This window comes from Enterococcus sp. C46, from assembly GCF_040887565.1.
Classification (GTDB): Bacteria; Bacillota; Bacilli; order Lactobacillales; family Enterococcaceae; genus Enterococcus_B; species Enterococcus_B lactis.
On the sequence record NZ_JBFOGA010000016.1, the window covers coordinates 1 to 17,696 of the forward strand.

General features: G+C 38.5%; 16 protein-coding genes and 2 pseudogenes. 11 read left to right on the top strand and 7 right to left on the bottom strand.

What is annotated here, in order from left to right; all coding sequences use genetic code 11:
• Nucleotides 1–72: 72 nt before the first annotated feature.
• The 3 genes from AB3I27_RS13455 to AB3I27_RS13465 are packed head-to-tail and all read right to left on the bottom strand — an operon-like array spanning nt 73 to nt 4,052.
• Complete coding sequence (locus tag AB3I27_RS13455) at nt 73–1,107, bottom strand: aldose epimerase family protein (RefSeq protein ID WP_125178973.1); 1,035 nt, start codon at nt 1,105–1,107, stop codon at nt 73–75.
• A complete protein-coding gene (gene pgmB, locus AB3I27_RS13460; protein ID WP_005875444.1) occupies nt 1,100–1,765 on the bottom strand; it encodes a beta-phosphoglucomutase in 666 nt (221 codons plus the stop codon). Before pgmB ends, AB3I27_RS13455 begins: the two co-directional genes overlap by 8 nt.
• Nucleotides 1,758–4,052, bottom strand: a complete 2,295-nt coding sequence (locus tag AB3I27_RS13465; protein WP_002311047.1) for a glycoside hydrolase family 65 protein — start codon at nt 4,050–4,052, stop codon at nt 1,758–1,760. Before AB3I27_RS13465 ends, pgmB begins: the two co-directional genes overlap by 8 nt.
• A gap of 280 nt (nt 4,053–4,332) precedes the next feature.
• Here AB3I27_RS13465 and AB3I27_RS13470 point away from each other — a divergent pair, with 280 nt between their 5' ends.
• Both AB3I27_RS13470 and AB3I27_RS13475 read left to right on the top strand, forming a co-directional pair.
• The gene (locus AB3I27_RS13470; RefSeq protein WP_202781168.1) at nt 4,333–6,495 is read left to right on the top strand and encodes a PTS transporter subunit IIBC; all 2,163 of its coding nucleotides are present in this window, start codon (nt 4,333–4,335) and stop codon (nt 6,493–6,495) included.
• A 212-nt stretch (nt 6,496–6,707) separates the two neighbouring features.
• Nucleotides 6,708–7,532: an endonuclease/exonuclease/phosphatase family protein gene (locus AB3I27_RS13475; protein ID WP_002291317.1), complete on the top strand. Its 825-nt coding sequence runs from the start codon at nt 6,708–6,710 to the stop codon at nt 7,530–7,532.
• Nucleotides 7,533–7,602: 70 nt separating this feature from the next.
• Here AB3I27_RS13475 and AB3I27_RS13480 read toward each other — a convergent pair.
• Both AB3I27_RS13480 and AB3I27_RS13485 read right to left on the bottom strand, forming a co-directional pair.
• Nucleotides 7,603–7,701, bottom strand: a pseudogene (locus AB3I27_RS13480) (DUF3788 domain-containing protein); the annotation flags it as partial.
• A gap of 151 nt (nt 7,702–7,852) precedes the next feature.
• A complete protein-coding gene (locus AB3I27_RS13485; protein WP_002291320.1) occupies nt 7,853–8,014 on the bottom strand; it encodes a hypothetical protein in 162 nt (53 codons plus the stop codon).
• A 66-nt stretch (nt 8,015–8,080) separates the two neighbouring features.
• Here AB3I27_RS13485 and AB3I27_RS13490 point away from each other — a divergent pair, with 66 nt between their 5' ends.
• The 9 genes and pseudogenes from AB3I27_RS13490 to AB3I27_RS13530 all read left to right on the top strand — a co-directional run bounded on the left by AB3I27_RS13490 (nt 8,081) and on the right by AB3I27_RS13530 (nt 16,138).
• Nucleotides 8,081–8,392, top strand: a complete 312-nt coding sequence (locus AB3I27_RS13490) for a PadR family transcriptional regulator (protein ID WP_002291321.1) — start codon at nt 8,081–8,083, stop codon at nt 8,390–8,392.
• Between the two features lie 11 nt (nt 8,393–8,403).
• Nucleotides 8,404–9,032, top strand: a pseudogene (locus AB3I27_RS13495) (DUF2812 domain-containing protein).
• A 46-nt stretch (nt 9,033–9,078) separates the two neighbouring features.
• On the top strand, nt 9,079–10,293 hold the full coding sequence (locus AB3I27_RS13500; RefSeq protein WP_256924104.1) for an IS256 family transposase: 1,215 nt from the start codon (nt 9,079–9,081) through the stop codon (nt 10,291–10,293).
• A 535-nt stretch (nt 10,294–10,828) separates the two neighbouring features.
• A complete protein-coding gene (locus tag AB3I27_RS13505) occupies nt 10,829–11,401 on the top strand; it encodes a Dps family protein (RefSeq protein WP_002292150.1) in 573 nt (190 codons plus the stop codon).
• 144 nt (nt 11,402–11,545) lie between these two features.
• On the top strand, nt 11,546–12,250 hold the full coding sequence (locus tag AB3I27_RS13510; RefSeq protein ID WP_002292156.1) for a Crp/Fnr family transcriptional regulator: 705 nt from the start codon (nt 11,546–11,548) through the stop codon (nt 12,248–12,250).
• A 228-nt stretch (nt 12,251–12,478) separates the two neighbouring features.
• The gene (locus tag AB3I27_RS13515; protein WP_038809135.1) at nt 12,479–12,817 is read left to right on the top strand and encodes a hypothetical protein; all 339 of its coding nucleotides are present in this window, start codon (nt 12,479–12,481) and stop codon (nt 12,815–12,817) included.
• On the top strand, nt 12,802–13,656 hold the full coding sequence (gene lgt / locus AB3I27_RS13520) for a prolipoprotein diacylglyceryl transferase (protein ID WP_200780045.1): 855 nt from the start codon (nt 12,802–12,804) through the stop codon (nt 13,654–13,656). Before AB3I27_RS13515 ends, lgt begins: the two co-directional genes overlap by 16 nt.
• Before the next feature lie 146 nt (nt 13,657–13,802).
• A complete protein-coding gene (locus AB3I27_RS13525) occupies nt 13,803–14,036 on the top strand; it encodes a heavy-metal-associated domain-containing protein (RefSeq protein WP_002292161.1) in 234 nt (77 codons plus the stop codon).
• Between the two features lie 197 nt (nt 14,037–14,233).
• A complete protein-coding gene (locus tag AB3I27_RS13530) occupies nt 14,234–16,138 on the top strand; it encodes a heavy metal translocating P-type ATPase (RefSeq protein WP_002292162.1) in 1,905 nt (634 codons plus the stop codon).
• Between the two features lie 358 nt (nt 16,139–16,496).
• On the opposite strand, the gene AB3I27_RS13535 is transcribed toward AB3I27_RS13530, so the two are convergent.
• The gene (locus AB3I27_RS13535) at nt 16,497–16,937 is read right to left on the bottom strand and encodes an OsmC family protein (protein ID WP_002292163.1); all 441 of its coding nucleotides are present in this window, start codon (nt 16,935–16,937) and stop codon (nt 16,497–16,499) included.
• A 302-nt stretch (nt 16,938–17,239) separates the two neighbouring features.
• On the bottom strand, nt 17,240–17,696 hold a 457-nt coding region (locus tag AB3I27_RS13540; RefSeq protein ID WP_202781171.1), incomplete at its 5' end, for a TetR/AcrR family transcriptional regulator.

Genomic DNA, 17,696 nt, shown 5'->3' on the forward strand with positions numbered 1-17,696 from the left:
CCATAATTTAAACACCTTTCTTCTAAATAAAAATCTCTTCTTTTCTGAGCTATTCGTAATCAAAACAAGCAACTATTGAGTATTTGCTATCTGTTCATTCGGTAAAATAGTAAACTGATAGGTCGTATGGTTGACCTTTTCTTGACCAGGGTACAAAGCGATCGAACCGAGTTCAGGTAAATGGACTAGATCCGGAAATTCTTGTGGCTCGATGGCTAAACCATAGTTTGAATGCATATGTTTCCCGTTGATCATAAAATCAGCTTCAAAACCAGTCGTAGAAAATAATACCACACTTCTATTTGTTGTTGCTATAGACAACTGGCGTCCAGATTGTTTTTCTGAAAGACACAGCACCTTTTTTGAACGTTTCGGTGTAGTAAGAACAAAAACGTCATCAAGTCCTTCTGGATAAGCGTTGAGAATTTCTTCGATTGTATGTGGTTTCTTGAAATTGATCGGTAAATCCGCTTGATTGATTTGTTCGCCTGTTGGTAGTTTATCTTCATCTAATACCAATAGACTTTCTGCTTGGATAGCCAGTTCATGTGTATCAATGTCACATTTACCATTCCCAGAAAGGTTGAAATAGGCATGATTGGTTGGATTGCAGATCGTCTCGACGGGACTGTTCGTTTTTGTGATCATTTCCAGGCTATTCGCAGTTAGCTGATACGTGATCGTTGCTGTGATAGGACCAGGATAATCGGAAAAAGTGTCTTGTAAATAAAAGACAACGCCGATCGACTGTGGATTTTTGAACACTTCGACATCCCAATATTGGAAAGACCATCCATTTGTTCCTCCGTGGATATGGTGGTTGCCGGCGTTTTTTTCAAGTTGATGATTTCCCCATGTAGCATTTCGGATTCTGCCTGCTACGGGACCGACTGTGGCTCCAAAGAAACTTTCATCGGTTAAAACATCTGAAAGTTCATCATAAGAAAGTAAGACGTTTTCTAAATGTCCTTTGTTATCTGGAGCAAAGATTTGGTGAAGTCTAGCGCCATAATTTAGAAGAACGACGGTCAATTCGTCGTTCTTCAATGTGATTTTTTTTAATTCAGTGTTGGGGATAGGAGTCACTGAAATAGAAGGTTCAGGCATTTGGCTGCCACGTTTTTTTCAAGTAATCGAAAGTCAATGAAGCTGTATCAGGTACGATTGGAATATCCTCCCCAAGATCTTCTGAACGTCCTACGCCGATAGGTTGCGCACCACTAGCAATGATCGCAGCGATTCCAGATTTTGCATCCTCGATTCCGATGCAGTCACGAGGGGTCAAACCGATTTCTTTCGCAGCAAGTAGAAAAATATCTGGTGCAGGCTTTCCATTAGCGACTTTTGCCGGATCAGCAATCGCATCAAAGTAGCTTTCTAGACCCATCTTGGCAAGTAGGAAAGGACCATTTTTGCTTGCAGATGCTAGTGAAATCTTGACATTGTTTGCCCGTAAGTCTTTTAATAATTCTAAAATCCCTGGAAAAACATCTTTTGGTGTGATCGATTGGATCATTTCAAGATAATACTCATTTTTTCTTTTCGCTAATTCGAGAAATTCTGTTTTTGAGAATTGCTCTTCTTTTTTTCCATGAGCAAGAAGGAGAGTCAGAGAATCTTCTCTGCTTACACCCTTCAATTGTTCGTTGAATGACCGATCGAAGGGAATACCGATCTCATCACCTAGCTTTTTCCAAGCACGGTAATGGAATTCAGCGGTATCTGTAATGACCCCATCTAAGTCGAATAATACACCTTTAAACATTCGCTTCACCTTCTCGTAATGGAATAGTCAAATGATCAGTAAGGACATACGCTTTTTCGTAGACTTCTAGCGGTAATGCTTCGCCAGATAAGAGGTTCAATGTTACCTGTTCATTTGAAACGGCGACAAATAACAAGCGGCCGCGATAATTGATATGGAATGAATAAGCAGACCATGTTTTAGGTAAGAATGGTGCAAATCTTAATTGTTCATGATCTGTCTTCATTTGCGCGAATCCTTGTACGATAGCAAGCCAACTTCCTGTCATTGAAGTGATGTGTAAGCCATCTTCTGTATCATTGTTGTAGTTATCTAAATCTAAACGAGCAGTGCGTTGATACATTTCAACGGCTTTGTCTTCCATGCCTAGTTCAGCAGCTAAGATAGCATGGATACTAGGAGATAGGGAAGACTCGTGGACAGTCATTGGCTCGTAAAAATCAAAGTTGCGTTGTTTTTCTTCTTTTGTAAATGAATCATTGAAGAAGTAGATACCTTGTAAAACGTCTGCTTGTTTAATGAAGCAAGAACGAAGGATCTTGTCCCATGACCAATGCTGATTCAATGGCAATTCACTTGCAGATAGTTCCGCTGCTGGTTTGAGATCCTTGTCTAAGAAAGTATCGTGTTGGACAAAAATCCCTAATTCTTCATCTACTGGGAAGTACATATTTTCAGCAATTTCTTGCCAATGTGCCAATTCATCGTCACTGATTTTAGCAGTGCTCTCTTCTTTGAACTTCAAATAATTTTCTCGTGTGTAACGTAGTACCCAACAAGCAATCGTATTTGTGTACCAATTGTTGTTGATATTATTCTCATATTCGTTCGGTCCTGTAACCCCGTGAATCATATATTGATTGTTTCGTTTAGAAAAATGGACTCGGTCTGCCCAAAAGCGAGCGATTTCTGCCAAGACTTCTAAACCTTCATTTTTTAAATAGTCGATGTCACCAGTGTAGTTAGTATAATTATAAATAGCGTAGGCAATTGCGCCATTTCGATGGATTTCTTCAAACGTGATTTCCCATTCATTGTGGCATTCGACACCTGTGAAAGTGACCATTGGATATAACGCGCCTTTTAGGCCTTGCTGTTGTGCATTATGGATTGCTTGTGGCAATTGGTTATGGCGGTACTTCAAGAGATTCTTAGTGACTTCAGGTTTCGCTAAAGCGAGGTACAGAGGCACTGCATAGGCTTCAGTATCCCAGTAAGTTGCACCACCATATTTTTCGCCAGTGAAGCCTTTTGGTCCAATATTCAAACGTTCATCTTCGCCATAATAAGTAGAAAATAGCTGGAAGAGGTTGAAACGGATTCCTTGTTGTGCTTCATCGTCTCCTTCGATGACTACATCTGCCAATTCCCATCGTTTAGACCAAGCGGCTGTTTGGTCCTCTTTTGCTTGGGAATAGTGAACCTTCAATTCGTTGAATTCTTTAAAGAGATGTGTCGCTTGTTGCGCTTCAGGGATATCTCGGCTTGTGAAAACCAATACTTCTTTGTCGATTAGAAGTGTTTCATTTTCTGTTAAGTCAAAGGTGAATGAACCTTCGATTGCTAAGGTGCCCTCTTGGTAGCTTGGCGTATATAATTTTCCATCAACGTAGTGGCGCATCCCAGCGGTCACTGTAAATTGCTCGATCTCAAAATTATTCGGGATCGTTTTAGTCGTTAAGTACGCTATTTCTTCCTTGACGCCATGATCGATGTCATTCCAAAAGTGTTCATCGTAATTGCTGTCTTCGTTTTGGACATTGCCATCTAGCTTAGAAATAACTTTTACAGTTCCATTTCCTTCCAACATTTCAATGGTTAAGCGAATATAAGCGGCTTCATTTTTGACAATACTTAAAAAGCGCTCGAATGAAAGACGAACTTTGTTTGAAGGGGTAGTGACTGTATAACTACGTGTCAAAACACCGTTTTTCATGTTTAATTCCCAATAAAAATCTTCAGTAGTAAGTGTAGCTAGATCAATCAGCTGATCATCGATAAAAAGATCCATAGCGATAAAATCGACTGCATTGATTACTTTTCCAAAATATTCAGGATAGCCGTTTTTCCACCAGCCAACACGTGTTTTGTCAGGGTACCAAACACCTGCTAAATAGGTTCCTTGGTGATGATCACCAGAATATGCTTCTTCAAAATTTCCGCGCATACCCATATAACCGTTACCGATACTGGTCAATGATTCTTGCAAGCGTAAATTTTCTTTATCTAATTTATTCGTGCTGATTTTCCAAGGGTCGATCTGAAATAACCGTTTAATTTGTTTCATTGTTCTCCTCCTAGACGTTGTCGTTTATACGTCCATAATAAACGCAACCGATTGCGTAAGTCAACTAGAAAAGTGAAATTAAATTTTGAAGTGGATGAAAAAACAAAATAAAAGCTATTGTATCAATATTTACTACTATAATATGAACAGAAAAAATGTATAAAGAACGTTTGAGTACTTACAGAAAAAGCATAAAAATACGAAATAAAGCATTTACAAACAAAGAAACACACGCTATAATAACTAATAACGAAACCGATTGCACAAAGGAGACGAGGAAATGAAAAAAATATTTAGCTTTGAGTTTTGGCAAAAATTTGGAAAGGCTTTAATGGTCGTTGTGGCAGTTATGCCAGCGGCAGGTTTGATGATCAGTATCGGTAAATCGATTCCGTTGATCAATCCTGATCTTGCACCTTTAGTTACAACGGGTGGCGTGATCGAAAATATTGGTTGGGCAATTATCGGAAATTTACATCTTTTATTTGCACTAGCGATAGGTGGTAGTTGGGCAAAAGAACGAGCAGGGGGAGCATTCGCTGCGGGGATCTCATTTATATTGATCAATCGGATCACGGGAGCAATTTTTGGTGTGACTAATGAGATGTTGGCAAATGAAGACGCATTTACGCATACCTTGTTTGGCACGAAAATCATGGTCAAAGGGTTCTTTACCAGTGTATTAGAAGCACCAGCGCTAAATATGGGGGTATTTGTTGGGATTATTGCAGGGTTCGTTGGGGCGATGGCCTATAATAAATATTACAATTATCGTAAATTACCTGACGCATTATCTTTCTTTAATGGAAAAAGATTTGTTCCTTTTGTAGTTATTTTGTGGTCAACGATTGTTGCCTTGATTCTTGCTATTGTATGGCCGAATGTCCAAGCAGGGATCAATAACTTTGGATTGTGGATTGCAGAGTCAAAAGAAAGCGCTCCGATTTTAGCACCATTCCTATATGGTACATTGGAACGTCTATTGTTACCATTTGGCTTACATCACATGTTGACGATCCCAATCAATTATACGCAGCTAGGTGGTACCTATGAGATATTATCTGGTGCGCAAGCGGGAACACAAGTATTTGGACAAGATCCTTTATGGTTGGCGTGGGCGACTGATTTGGTCAACTTGAAAGGCGCCGGCGATATGTCGCAATATGAATTCGTATTGACGAACTGGACACCTGCTCGTTTTAAAGTGGGACAAATGATTGGTTCTTCCGGTATCTTGATGGGATTAGCACTAGCGATGTACCGTAATGTTGATCCAGACAAAAAGTCTAAATATAAATCAATGTATTTTTCAGCAGCACTTGCAGTTTTCTTAACAGGTGTAACCGAACCATTAGAGTTCATGTTCATGTTTGCAGCTGTACCTCTTTACATTGTTTATTCCGTGATCCAAGGGGCAGCTTTTGCAATGGCAGATATTCTACCTTTACGTGTCCATTCATTTGGGAACATTGAACTATTGACACGTACACCATTAGCGATCAAAGCAGGACTAGGTATCGACTTGCTCAATTTTGTTATCTGTGTCATATTATTTGGAGTATTGACGTATTTTGTGGCAAACTTCTTGATCAAAAAATTCAATTATGCTACACCAGGACGTAATGGGAACTATGATAACGACAGTGAAGAAACGCCGTCAGGTTCTGCAACTAATGCAGATCAACAAATCATTAAGATCATCCATTTATTAGGTGGGAAAGAAAACATCAAGGATGTAGATGCTTGTATGACTCGTTTACGTGTCAGCGTCGAGGATCCTGGGAAAGTCGGTTCAGAAGAAGAATGGAAACGTGCTGGAGCGATGGGCTTGATCGTTAAGGACAAAGGTGTGCAAGCCGTGTATGGACCAAAAGCGGATGTGTTGAAATCGGATATTGAAGATTTACTACAATCAGGCGCTGATATTCCAGAGCCAACAGTTGAGGCAACAAATAAAAATAAGAAGAATGAAGAGAAACATGTTTTAGGTATCGAAAAAGAATTATTCACTGTAGCAACTGGTGAGGTAATTGCTTTAAAAGATGTGAATGATCCAGTCTTTTCACAAAAGATGATGGGTGATGGCTTTGCTGTCATTCCTGCCACTGGAGAAGTGACGGCACCACTTTCTGGTAAAATCGTGAGTGTCTTCCCAACCAAGCATGCAATTGGCATGCAAACAGCAGAAGGAGCAGAAGTTTTGATCCATATGGGACTGGATACTGTTCATATGAGCCAGCCAGCGTTTGAGATCTTAGTTTCTGAAGGCCAAGAAGTAGTAGCAGGAACAACGATTGCTCAGATGAATCTAGATGCAATCAAGAACGAAGGGAAAGAAACGACGATCATAGTAGTCTTTACAGATGACAAAGTCAATGGGCTGACCATCAATAAATTAGGAGACACTGAACGAGGAACAGTGATCGGGAAAATAAACTTGTAAAGAATCACAGAAGTTCATGTGTGTATTTCATATCGAAAGAATGTGTTCGATGTGTGTAACTCCTAGAAGTAAGCCGATAATCCCGAAATTGCTTTTCCTATTTCAGGGATTATTGGCTTATTTTTTGAATAAACTACTTTGGGGTCTTTACCTATATGGATCCAGAAGGTGGGAGCAATGTTTCGACCCATCCCATTAAGAAGGAGAATTATATGAAAATAATGACGTTGAATACGCATAGCTGGTTAGAAGAGGAACCACAAGAAAAATTAAAACAGATCGCTCAAAAAATCTGTCATGAACAATATGATGTGATCGCATTGCAAGAAGTCAATCAAACGATGGACGCAAAAGGACTAACCAGTGAGCAGCTGAAGAATTTTAGTCAGGTGCAGGAACAAACGCCTGTCCGCTCGGATAACTTTGCCTATTGCTTGATCCAGCTCTTAGCAGAACAAGGTGAAACTTACTATTGGAGTTGGGAAATGAGTCATATCGGCTATGCTATCTATGAGGAAGGCAATGCGCTTCTTTCCAAACAACCACTAACTAGTCAAACGCACCTAGTCTCCGAAACAAAAGAAAAAGAGGATTACCATACTCGAAAAATATTAGTAGGTCAAACCTCTGTCAAAACACAATGTATTACTGTAGCAAGTTGTCATTTTTCTTGGTGGGTAGATGAAAAAAGCGGATTTGCATTTGAGTGGAAAGAATTAGAAGCAAGTTTAGCGCCTCTTACAACACCACTGTATCTATTAGGGGATTTCAACAATCCTGCTGAAGGCAGCGGGTACGATTTAGTGGCAAAAAGTCAGTTGCCTATTCGTGATGCTTATCCAATCGCGCAAAAAAAACAAGCTGAAGCAACGATCGAAAAGAGAATCGATGGCTGGGAAAACAATAAAGAGGGGCTACGTATCGACTATATTTATGTACCACAAGATTGCTTTGTTACAAGTTATCAACGTATTTTTGACGGGGAAAATGGCCCGATTGTCAGTGATCATTATGGGGTAGCAGTCACGTTGGAGTGAAGAGAAACGAAGGAATATTGTCACAATAAGAATATGGGACAAATCTAAAAACCAGGTTTGCTACAGACTCTCGAATAAACGACGGGAGCAGAAGCAACTCCTTCTTAAATAAGCCGAAATGAACAAAAATTTGAAAAGCAATTTTCGTTCATTTCTTTTTATTTCTCAGAGTTAAACACTTCTGTCCTAACCTCTCTCAAATAAACGACGTCCGAAAGGCAGGTTTTTCGGAAATTTAAAAAAAACGAGCAATACAAAAAATGTATTGTTCGTTTTTTCTCTAATTTCTCATAAACGATTTTTGTCTCGACCTCATTTTTTTATGAATGTATCCGACTTCTAATAAACATGATGAATAAAATCAGCCAACCAATGAAGGTCAACCCGATGATGAAATAAAAGAAGAGCGGCAAGTCATAATATAAGGTGATCTCATTGATACCATTATGCTGTTTGACGATTGGCGTACCGATGTCTGTCAATTCATATACTATGTATATAGTTAAGCTTTATATAATGGAACTGTATATTAAGAGGAGTGTCTTTATATGATTAGAAATCCATATTTACCTTTAACTGAAACAACTTTTTATATTCTGCTAGTTTTAACTACACCTGCTCATGGATATGCTATTATTCAAGAAATTGATAAGTTAAGCGAGGGATCAGTTAAGGTAGCTGCTGGAACTATGTACGGAGCGATTGAAAATTTACTTAAACTTAATTGGATAGAAGAAATTCCAAGTAGGGAAAAAAGAAGAAGAGTTTACAAAATTACTGATCTGGGAGAAGAAGTTTTAAGACTAGAAATAGAACGTCTAGGAAGTTTGATTAAGCTATCTTCTGATTTTGGATATTAGGAGGAGATAACATGAAAAAATTTAGAATTTTCTTATCCTTAAAAAAAGAAGAAGAATGGATTAATTCTATACAAGAAGAAGGTTATAGGTTAGTTCAGTGGTGCCTATATATACTTTTGAAAAATTGGCTAGTAAAGAAACGTTTATTCCTTATGTGCGCCTTGATTTTAGAGAAAAAAGTATGGGAAAAATAAAATATGAAGATTATGTAACATTGTTTTCTGATAGTGGTTGGAAACTAATAAAGGGAAGTCGTTCTGGTGGCGCTCAGTATTTTCAGCAAGAATATCCTGATGTAACAAGGGACATATTTTCTGACACTGATTCTCAAGAAAGTGTAAAGAAAAGATATGTAAAATATGGTTATACTTATGGAACTCTATTTTTATTGTATTTCTTTATTTTTTTTAGTAGTAATTCTTGGAATTTGGATAAGATATTGAACTTTAAATCATGGTATTTTACCCAAGGTTTATGGGAAATGGAGGGTATGTGGTTTTGGAAAGCGTTCATTTTTGAAACTCCGTTTGTTTTACTCCATGTATTACCGTTATTTTTCTTTCTGTTTTTGGGTATCTATTATCTTTTACGTTCACTTATAAATGATGATTCAACAGTGATAACAAAATATTTTGTGTAAATAGAAAAAAGGAAGTCCCTTGTGTAGAATAGAGTTACCACAACACATTCACAGAAAAGAGGACTTCCATATGAACGATTTTACTACAGAAATTCTAAAGACTCTAGCGAACAAAGGCGATTTGAATGAATTATTCCGTGTCCATTTGGAAAAAGCTGTCAATACGCTTCTCAAAACGGAGTTAACGGCTTTCCTCGATTACGAAAAGTACGATCGCATTGGTTTTAACACGGGTAATTCTCGTAACGGCTCCTATGACCGTACAGTCAAGACCGAGTACGGGGAACTTCATCTCCAGATTCCGCGCGACCGCAATGGTGAGTTCAAGCAACAGACTGTTCCTGCTTATAGACGGACGAATGACACGTTAGAGGAGACCGTCATTCACCTCTTCCGAAAAGGTATTACCATGTCGGAAATCGCAGACTTGATTGAGAAAATGTATGGGCATCACTACACGCCCCAAACCATGTCCAATATAACAAAATCATTTACAGAAGAGGTAACGGCGTTTAAAGGGCGGGAGCTTCATGACCGTTATGCTGCTATTTATATGGACGCAACGTATATTCCGTTAAAGCGGAAAACCGTCGCCAAGGAAGCTATTCATATCGCAGTTGGCATTCGCCCGGACGGATCAAAGGAAGTATTGAGCTATGCGATTGCACCGACTGAATCCATCACGATTTGGGAGGAAATTTTATTGGACCTTCAAGAGCGCGGTTTGAAAAATGTCCTCCTGTTCATCACGGATGGCTTAAAGGGGATGGTAGGAGCGATTAGTCGGTTCTACCCCAAAGCCCGTTTTCAACATTGCTGTGTGCACGTTTCCCGTAATATTGTTCACAAAGTATGTGTCAAAGATCGAAAAGAAATCTGTGATGATTTTAAGGCTGTTTATCAAGCTAGCTCAAAGGAAGAGGCAAATACCTTTTTAGGGAGTATGATTGAGAAGTGGCAGAAAACTTATCCTAAAGTGACGCAGTCACTGATAAAAAATCAAGATTTATTGACTTTTTATGAGTTTCCGCCTGGTATCCGCCGAAGCATTTACTCAACTAATTTAATCGAATCTTTCAATAAACAAATCAAGAAATACAGCCACCGCAAAGAACAGTTCCAAAATGAAGAGTCGATGGAACGTTTCTTAGTCTCGTCTTTTGATACTTACAACCAAAAATTCCTAGGTCGCAGTCATAAAGGTTTCCAACAGGCCGAAGGCGAGCTCGAACAAATGCTGAGTCAACCGATGGAGAATTAGAAACAATCTACAGTAGGGAAGAACCATTTACACAAAATTATTGACGCTCCCAAGCTAAAACTCCTATTAATCGATCTACTAAAAATAAATAAAAAAATTCTTTTCAATTTTTATTTATGGTGTGACATAAATAAAGTAAAGTTATTCTTCTAGGTTAATCTTATTAATGCTCTTTCTCACTAGTGTTGCATGCAACACTAGTGAGAAAGAGTATTAAATATACTGCAAGGTAAGACATTTGGTAATTGAAGAATAACAAGCAAAAAAATAGCAGTCAGGTCTCTTGACAAAGTATAGTTGCTATTCTTTTTTTAGGCCCTACTTTAATGAAATTTTTGTTTGGAGGGAACGACTTCATTCCTTTGATTATTTTAGTTGAATTTAATAGAGAAGCCTGGCGTCTATTAAGAAATACTTTTCTTGATGAGCGTCAATTTTTTTAACGGAAATCTATCCTATACTAAATTCAGTAAAGAAAAAGGAGGAATCAAAGAAAGCTATTTTAAACAAACCAAAATTATAGGAGGAATAAATCATGACTGAAAATAAAGCTACTCAAGAAAGAACACCCCAAGAAAGATTGCAAGAAGAACAAGAACACAAGGAACATGTTCATCATACGAAAATTAATGCAGCGGCCATTGCGGATCATCTTTTAGGCAACATGCATACATTACATGTGAAACTGCACCAATATCACTGGTATGTAAAAGGAGCCAATTTCTTTACGTTGCATGAAAAATTTGAAGAGTTGTATAACGAAAATGAAAAATGGTTCGACAAACTTGCGGAGCGTCTAATTACTTCTGGGCATAAACCTGCTTCGACAACGGTTGAATTTGAAAAATATTCGATGCTTTCGGAAGATGCAGTTAATAAATACGCTAAAGCAGAAGACATGGTTGAAAATATTATCGAGGACTTCAGAAGCACTCGTGACCTAACTATTCGCGCGATTCGTTTAGCTCAAGACGAGGGTGACGATGCTTTAGAAGATACATTGATTGCTTTTAAAAATGACTTAGACAAGAACATTTGGATGCTGCAAGCGTTCATTGGTAAAGAAGCATTAGAAGATGATGACGCTCTTGATGAGGATGAAGATTAAGGTAAAAGTAGAAGCTGATTTAGGGATTGGAATTCTTTCCAGTCCTTTTTCTATTTTCTTGATGTGCATCAATTTTTTTGTAGTAAGAGACTTATATAATAAAAGCAGCGAATATAAACAAAATAAATAAAGGGGGAGAATGAATTGACTAAACATACCCATCATGAAATTGGCGACCACGCAGCCTGTATCCGCTTGGTTCCAATATTCAATCACTTAGAGGATAGCGCGATGAATTACATTGCTGAAAAAGCCCACACGAAACAGTATCAAAAAGGAGAGTTTCTGTTTCGTTCACAAGAAAAAGAGGATACTTTATATATTATCAATCGTGGGAAAATCCGTATTTATCGATTGGCAGACTCTGGCAAAGAGCAGCTAGTGCGGATCTTGAACCCTGGTGATTTCACCGGAGAATGGACCTTGTTCAACCCGGATGCAGTACACGAGGAATATGCCGAAGCAACCCGAGATACCGTTGTCTGTATGATTCAGCAAAAAGATGTCCAAGATTTTCTGGAACAATACCCAGCTATTTCTTTAAAACTATTGGCGGAAATGTCTAAACGGTTAGAAAGTTCAGAACGTCAAACGACACAAGTAGCCGTGGAGAGTGTCATTACCCGTTTAGTTTTGTTTTTGGCAGAAAATGTGGAACCTGAAATGGGCAACTCTCCCACCATCACCCTGCCGATGGCAAAAAAGGACATTGCTTCCTATTTAGGAACGACACCTGAGACCATCAGTCGCAAATTTGGAGAATTGGAGGACGAGGGATTGATTCAACAGCTGTCTGGGAAAAGGATCAAGATTCAGGATTTAGATGATTTATTGCTTTACAGCGAATAATCGGACACACTTTTTTCTACACGTTGGTGTTCTGTCGCTCTTCATTAACAACGGGACAGAACTCAGTGCTTTTGCTTCCATCTGTCCGTTTTTGGCTTTTTTAAGACAGAACGACCTTCATTCATTGGAAAAATAAAAGCACAAACATGATAACCCTCAAGTTTTTTTGTTTTATTTTTCTTTAAGATAGGGTTGTCGAACAAAACGTAAAAATAAGTAGGGGTGAATGTGCATTGTTTTTGGGTGATAGTTGCCATCACGTTGTCAGCAGCGGGTGCATTCTTTGTCGTCCCTTTCACCAAGAACACGATTGGCGGCGAAGCAAAAACGTCTAACGTTGTTGAGGCAGATAGGTTAGCTATGGAAAAAGAAGAGGAAGTTGTAAAAGGAGCCGGCGTAATCGTACACGGAAAAGTGGCGTATTACGAAGCGAGTGACCAGGGAGATAAAAGTGTATTCACTGTTTGGTTTCCATGGAGCTTAGCCGGAATCTTGTTCAGCATCACCATGACTAGAATGACGCGAAAAATTGAAGAAATGGAGCAAATAGAATGGGATTCGTATTAGGCGTTTTGAATCCCCATGTGGTGGAGATTGGTTCTGTTGTGATTCATTGGTATGGAGTCATTATTGCAGTGGGCATATTAGCGGCTCTCCAGTTGAGCACCAAGGAAGCAAAGAAAAAAGGACTGGAAGAGGATACCATTATCGATATGGCCTTATGGGCAATTCCGATTGGACTCCTCGGCGCTCGGCTTTATTATGTGTTATTTGAACTTGGTTATTATCTGCAAAATCCAGGACAAATCCTTGCGATTTGGAATGGCGGCATTGCGATTTATGGGGGATTGATTGCAGGAGGGGGTACGCTATATTGGTATGCAAAGAAAAAAGGTACTTCTTTGGCACTCGTTCTTGATATTTTAGCGCCCAATGTATTGTTAGCCCAGTCCATTGGTCGTTGGGGCAATTTTATGAATCAGGAAGCTCATGGTGGACCGGTTACTCGTCAATTCTTGGAAAATCTTTATTTACCTGAATTTATCATTGAACAAATGAATATCAATGGTACCTACTACCATCCGACTTTTTTATACGAGTCATTGTGGAGTTTGTTGGGCTTTGTCCTCATCGTCACTATACGGAACCGAAAACAGCTTTTGCGTCAAGGAGAAGTCGCTTTGAGTTACGTTTTGTGGTACTCAGTGGGTCGGTTCTTCATTGAAGGTATGCGAACGGACAGTTTATGGATTGGCGAGTGGATCCGCGTTTCGCAAGCCTTGTCTCTGGCCCTGTTTATTGGCGCGATTGTAGTATGGTTTATACGCAGACAAAATTATCCACCAATTTCTTATTATTCTGATGGCAATAAGGGGCAGAAAAAGACTATTAAGATGGTGAATTGAGCAAAAAGATAAAAAGAAGTGCAAAACTTGATATGCGTCAATTTTCGTTTGCTAAAAGTGAGCTATATTACAGTTGTAAAGAGGAAAAGGCAGTGTTCATTAATCTGCTGCCGATAAAATAAAAACACATAAAGGAGATAGGAATTATGGAAAAAGCTATATTGCAATTAGAAACGTTGTCTTGTCCAAGTTGTATGCAAAAAATTGAAGGTGCCGTAAAATCAGTTAACGGTGTTGATAAAGACAGCATTAAAGTATTATTCAACTCCAGCAAAGTCAAAGCCAATTTTGATTCAGCTGTCACTTCGATTGAAGAGATTCAAAAAGCTATCGAAAACGTAGGCTATCCGGTCCTTAAAGCAAAAGTCAAGGCCGCTTAACAGATTAAATGAACTAGGCAATTCTGGAAGAAAAGCTATTTTTCCAGGATTGCTTTTTTTGTTGCAATCCGATTCGAGGTGCTTAGAAACGATAAAAGAGAACTTTCTAAACTTGATGTCAGTCAATTAATTACTTAGGCAATTATCTTATACTGTGTTTATCAATAAAAGAGAAATTAAATTTGGAGGGAAAAAGCATGCAACAATATATATTAAGCAAGAAAAATGTTATCACCGTCATCAGTGGATTGTTAATCGTACTCGGTTTCTTCAGTCACTTTGTTTTAGAAAACGTAGGACTTTCAGAGTGGTCTTTGATCATCGCCTCTGTCTTTGGGATTACGCCAATTGCCATTCAAGCGTTTCAAGCAATGAAAGTCAAAGTCATCAGTATTGATGTCTTAGTCAGTATTGCAGCGATTGGTGCGCTTTTTATTCAAAATTATGAAGAATCGGCTATCGTTACGTTCTTGTTCTTGTTCGGACATTATTTGGAACAGCGTACATTGAACCAGACACGTTCAGCAATCAAAGAATTAACCGACATGGCGCCAGAAAGTGCCTTGGTCCAAACAGAAGACGGAGAATTTGAAGAAGTGGATGTAGATGATGTAGATGAAGGAGATGTTCTGCTTGTCAAAACTGGTGCGAAAGTTCCAGTAGATGGAACCGTTCTGACAGGCGAAGGGTATATCAACGAAGCCAGTATCACAGGAGAATCCGTTCCTGTCACAAAAACAGAAGGCAGTGAAGTCTTTGCCGGTACGATATTGGAAAATGGCACCATTCAGATTCGGGCAGACAAAGTCGGAGAAGACACCACATTCGGTAAAATCATTGAACTTGTGGAAGAAGCGCAAGATTCTAAATCAGAAGCAGAGCGCTTTATTGACCGCTTTTCTAAATGGTATACCCCAACTGTTTTGGTTCTGGCATTCATTGTCTGGGCAATGACCCAAAACGTTGAATTGGCGATTACGATCTTAGTCCTAGGCTGTCCAGGTGCATTGGTCATTGGGGTTCCGGTCTCCAACGTAGCCGGAATCGGAAACGGTGCACGCAATGGAGTTCTTTTGAAAGGAAGCGAAGTCATCAATGACTTCAGCAAAGTTGATACGATTGTGTTCGACAAAACAGGAACGCTGACTGTCGGTAATCCTGAAGTCGCGGAAACAGAAGTGTACGGAGACAATGTAGAAAAAGCCTACAGTTATTTAGCCAGCGTGGAGACTGAATCAGACCATCCACTAGCCAAGGCCGTCCTCCAGCATACCGGCAAGGTAGAACTGTTCCCGGTAGAAGACACAGACGTCGTCAAAGGCGGCGGCATTGTCGCTCAAGTGGACGGACACCGCATCGCGGTTGGAAATGTGGCGTTGATGGAAAAAGAAAATGTGCAGTTGAGTAAAAAAGCGCAGAAAGACGTCAAACAATTCGAGAAAAATGGGAACTCCTTAGTATTGACAGCAGTCGACGGGGAATTGAAAATTCTGATGGGAATCCGCGACCAAATCCGTCCAGGAGTGAAACAAGACTTGCAGGAATTGAAGAATTTAGGCGTGAAAGATTTAGTGGTTCTTTCCGGCGACAACCAAGGCACAGTGGACCGGATTGCGCGTGAACTGAACCTCACCGAAGCGCACGGGCATATGCTGCCGGAAGACAAAGCGGCTTATATTGAAAAACTCCAGCAAAAAGGGCACACGGTCGCCTTTGTCGGGGACGGTGTCAATGACAGCCCGTCCTTGGCGCTAGCAGATATCGGGATTGCAATGGGAAGCGGAACGGACGTAGCGATTGAAACATCCGATGTCGTTTTAATGAACTCGAACTTCAGCAACTTGCCCCACGCATTAGGATTAGTAAAAGCCACCGCAAATAATATGAAACAAAATATCGTGATTTCAGTTGGAGTAGTGTTGGTCTTGTTGACCAGCGTCTTCTTCAGCGAATGGATGAATATGTCTATCGGAATGTTGGTTCATGAAGGTAGTATCTTGGTGGTAATTTTCAATGGCATGAGATTAATGAAGTATAAGTTGAAAGGTCGGAAAGAACAAAAAGAAGTATCAGTACCTGCAGAGAAAGTAAAAATATCTTAAGAATAAATTAGAAGAGGCTGAGACAATAGTCCATCCTTGAAATGACAAAAGCGGAAACTCAGATTTTTAAATCTGGGATTTTCCGCTTTTTTGAGTTCTTGAAAAAAAATAAGAGTATAGAGTATGTTCTTTATAAAATTAATTTTCGTGTAAATGATTAAAAAATTTAATAATAAAATTTAAATTCCTATTAAGTTGTAACACATGAAATTGCTTAAAATAATGTATTTAAAATCTTGATTTAACTAGTTTTTTTCTCTCGTCTTTTTTATAGATATGTATACCTTCGAAAAGACAAGAAATAAAATAGAAATACCTGTTTAGTGCAAAATGAGAAGAATCTTTTTTAATTCATAGTTTATAATTTATGGATTTCTGATTTAGTCGTAGGTGCATTTTTAATGGTATCAGCTACCGGACAAGTACGATCAATAAATGCGATAAAATCTGAAATCTCTTCATCAGTATTATCAGCTTCAATATAAAATTTAGATACGATTGCAGAATAGCCTATTTTAGCTGCTTTATTTTTTCCTATAAAACCATCAGGATCTAATACTCCATCTATCTCTACACGGATATCGTTTAAATTTATGCCCTGCACTTTAGCGAAAGACCGAGCTACAATAACTTTACATGCTCCAAGAGAGGCTAATAAAGCTTCAATCGGATTCATCCCTTCATCTGATCCACCTAAATTTTTTGGTTCATCCAAAATAAATTCAAAATTCCTGGATGTACATGAAACTTTCATTCCACCAATTGACTGAGCTACTGCATGAAATGTTTCTTTTGCCATAAAAATAACCTCCTTTTAATTTAATAACTTTATCGTATCATGAAAGCGTTATTTTTACCTGCATAGTCACATGAGAAACAGAAAAATTTATATTTTTGAATTTTTTTTGCAAAAAATAAAAATCTTTTGTGCAATTGAATAGGTTAATGCATGGAAAAAAGCAGCAAACATAAATCAAAGTGGATCCTATAGAATAGACACTAAAAAAAGTGCCTTTATAGGGTCCTTTTCAATCCATTTTAGTTTCATAAGGTTTCTTTTTTTTAAATGTCCTTGACATAGAATCCATTTCAATTCTTCGATTAGCTAAATTTTTCTAAAGTCTGTGTATATAGTTCAATAATTTCTTCACGACTAATTTGATTTCTTTTCTCCTTATACCAAAAGACGGATTGAATCGTGATCCCCATAATGATCTGTCCTTTATAACTAAGCTCTATGGGTAATTCTTCGTCACTAGCTCCTTTTTTTATGCGGTTACCTAGCATGCTCTTCCCGTACTCGCGCACACTTTCAAGTTCAAAAATGATATTAGCATTCATTTGAATACTGAAAATGAGATATAAGAGATTATCAAATTGATCCAATAGTTGTTCAAAAACAATAATAAAAAAGTTGTCTTTTTCTTCATTTGAGTTTTTGATAGCAAAATCAAATATTTCATTCATTTTATGTTTAATAAAAAAGGTTATAAAATCATATTTATCCAAGAAATGATTGTAGAAAGTTGGTCGTCGAACCATAGCAGCATCACATATT

Bases quoted from the DNA above. Each gene is read 5' to 3' on its own strand.
- AB3I27_RS13455 (WP_125178973.1), bottom strand. From the start codon at position 1,107: ATGCCTGAACCTTCTATTTCAGTGACTCCTATCCCCAACACTGAATTA.
- pgmB (WP_005875444.1), bottom strand. From the start codon at position 1,765: ATGTTTAAAGGTGTATTATTCGACTTAGATGGGGTCATTACAGATACC.
- AB3I27_RS13465 (WP_002311047.1), bottom strand. From the start codon at position 4,052: ATGAAACAAATTAAACGGTTATTTCAGATCGACCCTTGGAAAATCAGC.
- AB3I27_RS13470 (WP_202781168.1), top strand. From the start codon at position 4,333: ATGAAAAAAATATTTAGCTTTGAGTTTTGGCAAAAATTTGGAAAGGCT.
- AB3I27_RS13475 (WP_002291317.1), top strand. From the start codon at position 6,708: ATGAAAATAATGACGTTGAATACGCATAGCTGGTTAGAAGAGGAACCA.
- AB3I27_RS13490 (WP_002291321.1), top strand. From the start codon at position 8,081: ATGATTAGAAATCCATATTTACCTTTAACTGAAACAACTTTTTATATT.
- AB3I27_RS13505 (WP_002292150.1), top strand. From the start codon at position 10,829: ATGACTGAAAATAAAGCTACTCAAGAAAGAACACCCCAAGAAAGATTG.
- lgt (WP_200780045.1), top strand. From the start codon at position 12,802: ATGGGATTCGTATTAGGCGTTTTGAATCCCCATGTGGTGGAGATTGGT.
- AB3I27_RS13525 (WP_002292161.1), top strand. From the start codon at position 13,803: ATGGAAAAAGCTATATTGCAATTAGAAACGTTGTCTTGTCCAAGTTGT.
- AB3I27_RS13530 (WP_002292162.1), top strand. From the start codon at position 14,234: ATGCAACAATATATATTAAGCAAGAAAAATGTTATCACCGTCATCAGT.
- AB3I27_RS13535 (WP_002292163.1), bottom strand. From the start codon at position 16,937: ATGGCAAAAGAAACATTTCATGCAGTAGCTCAGTCAATTGGTGGAATG.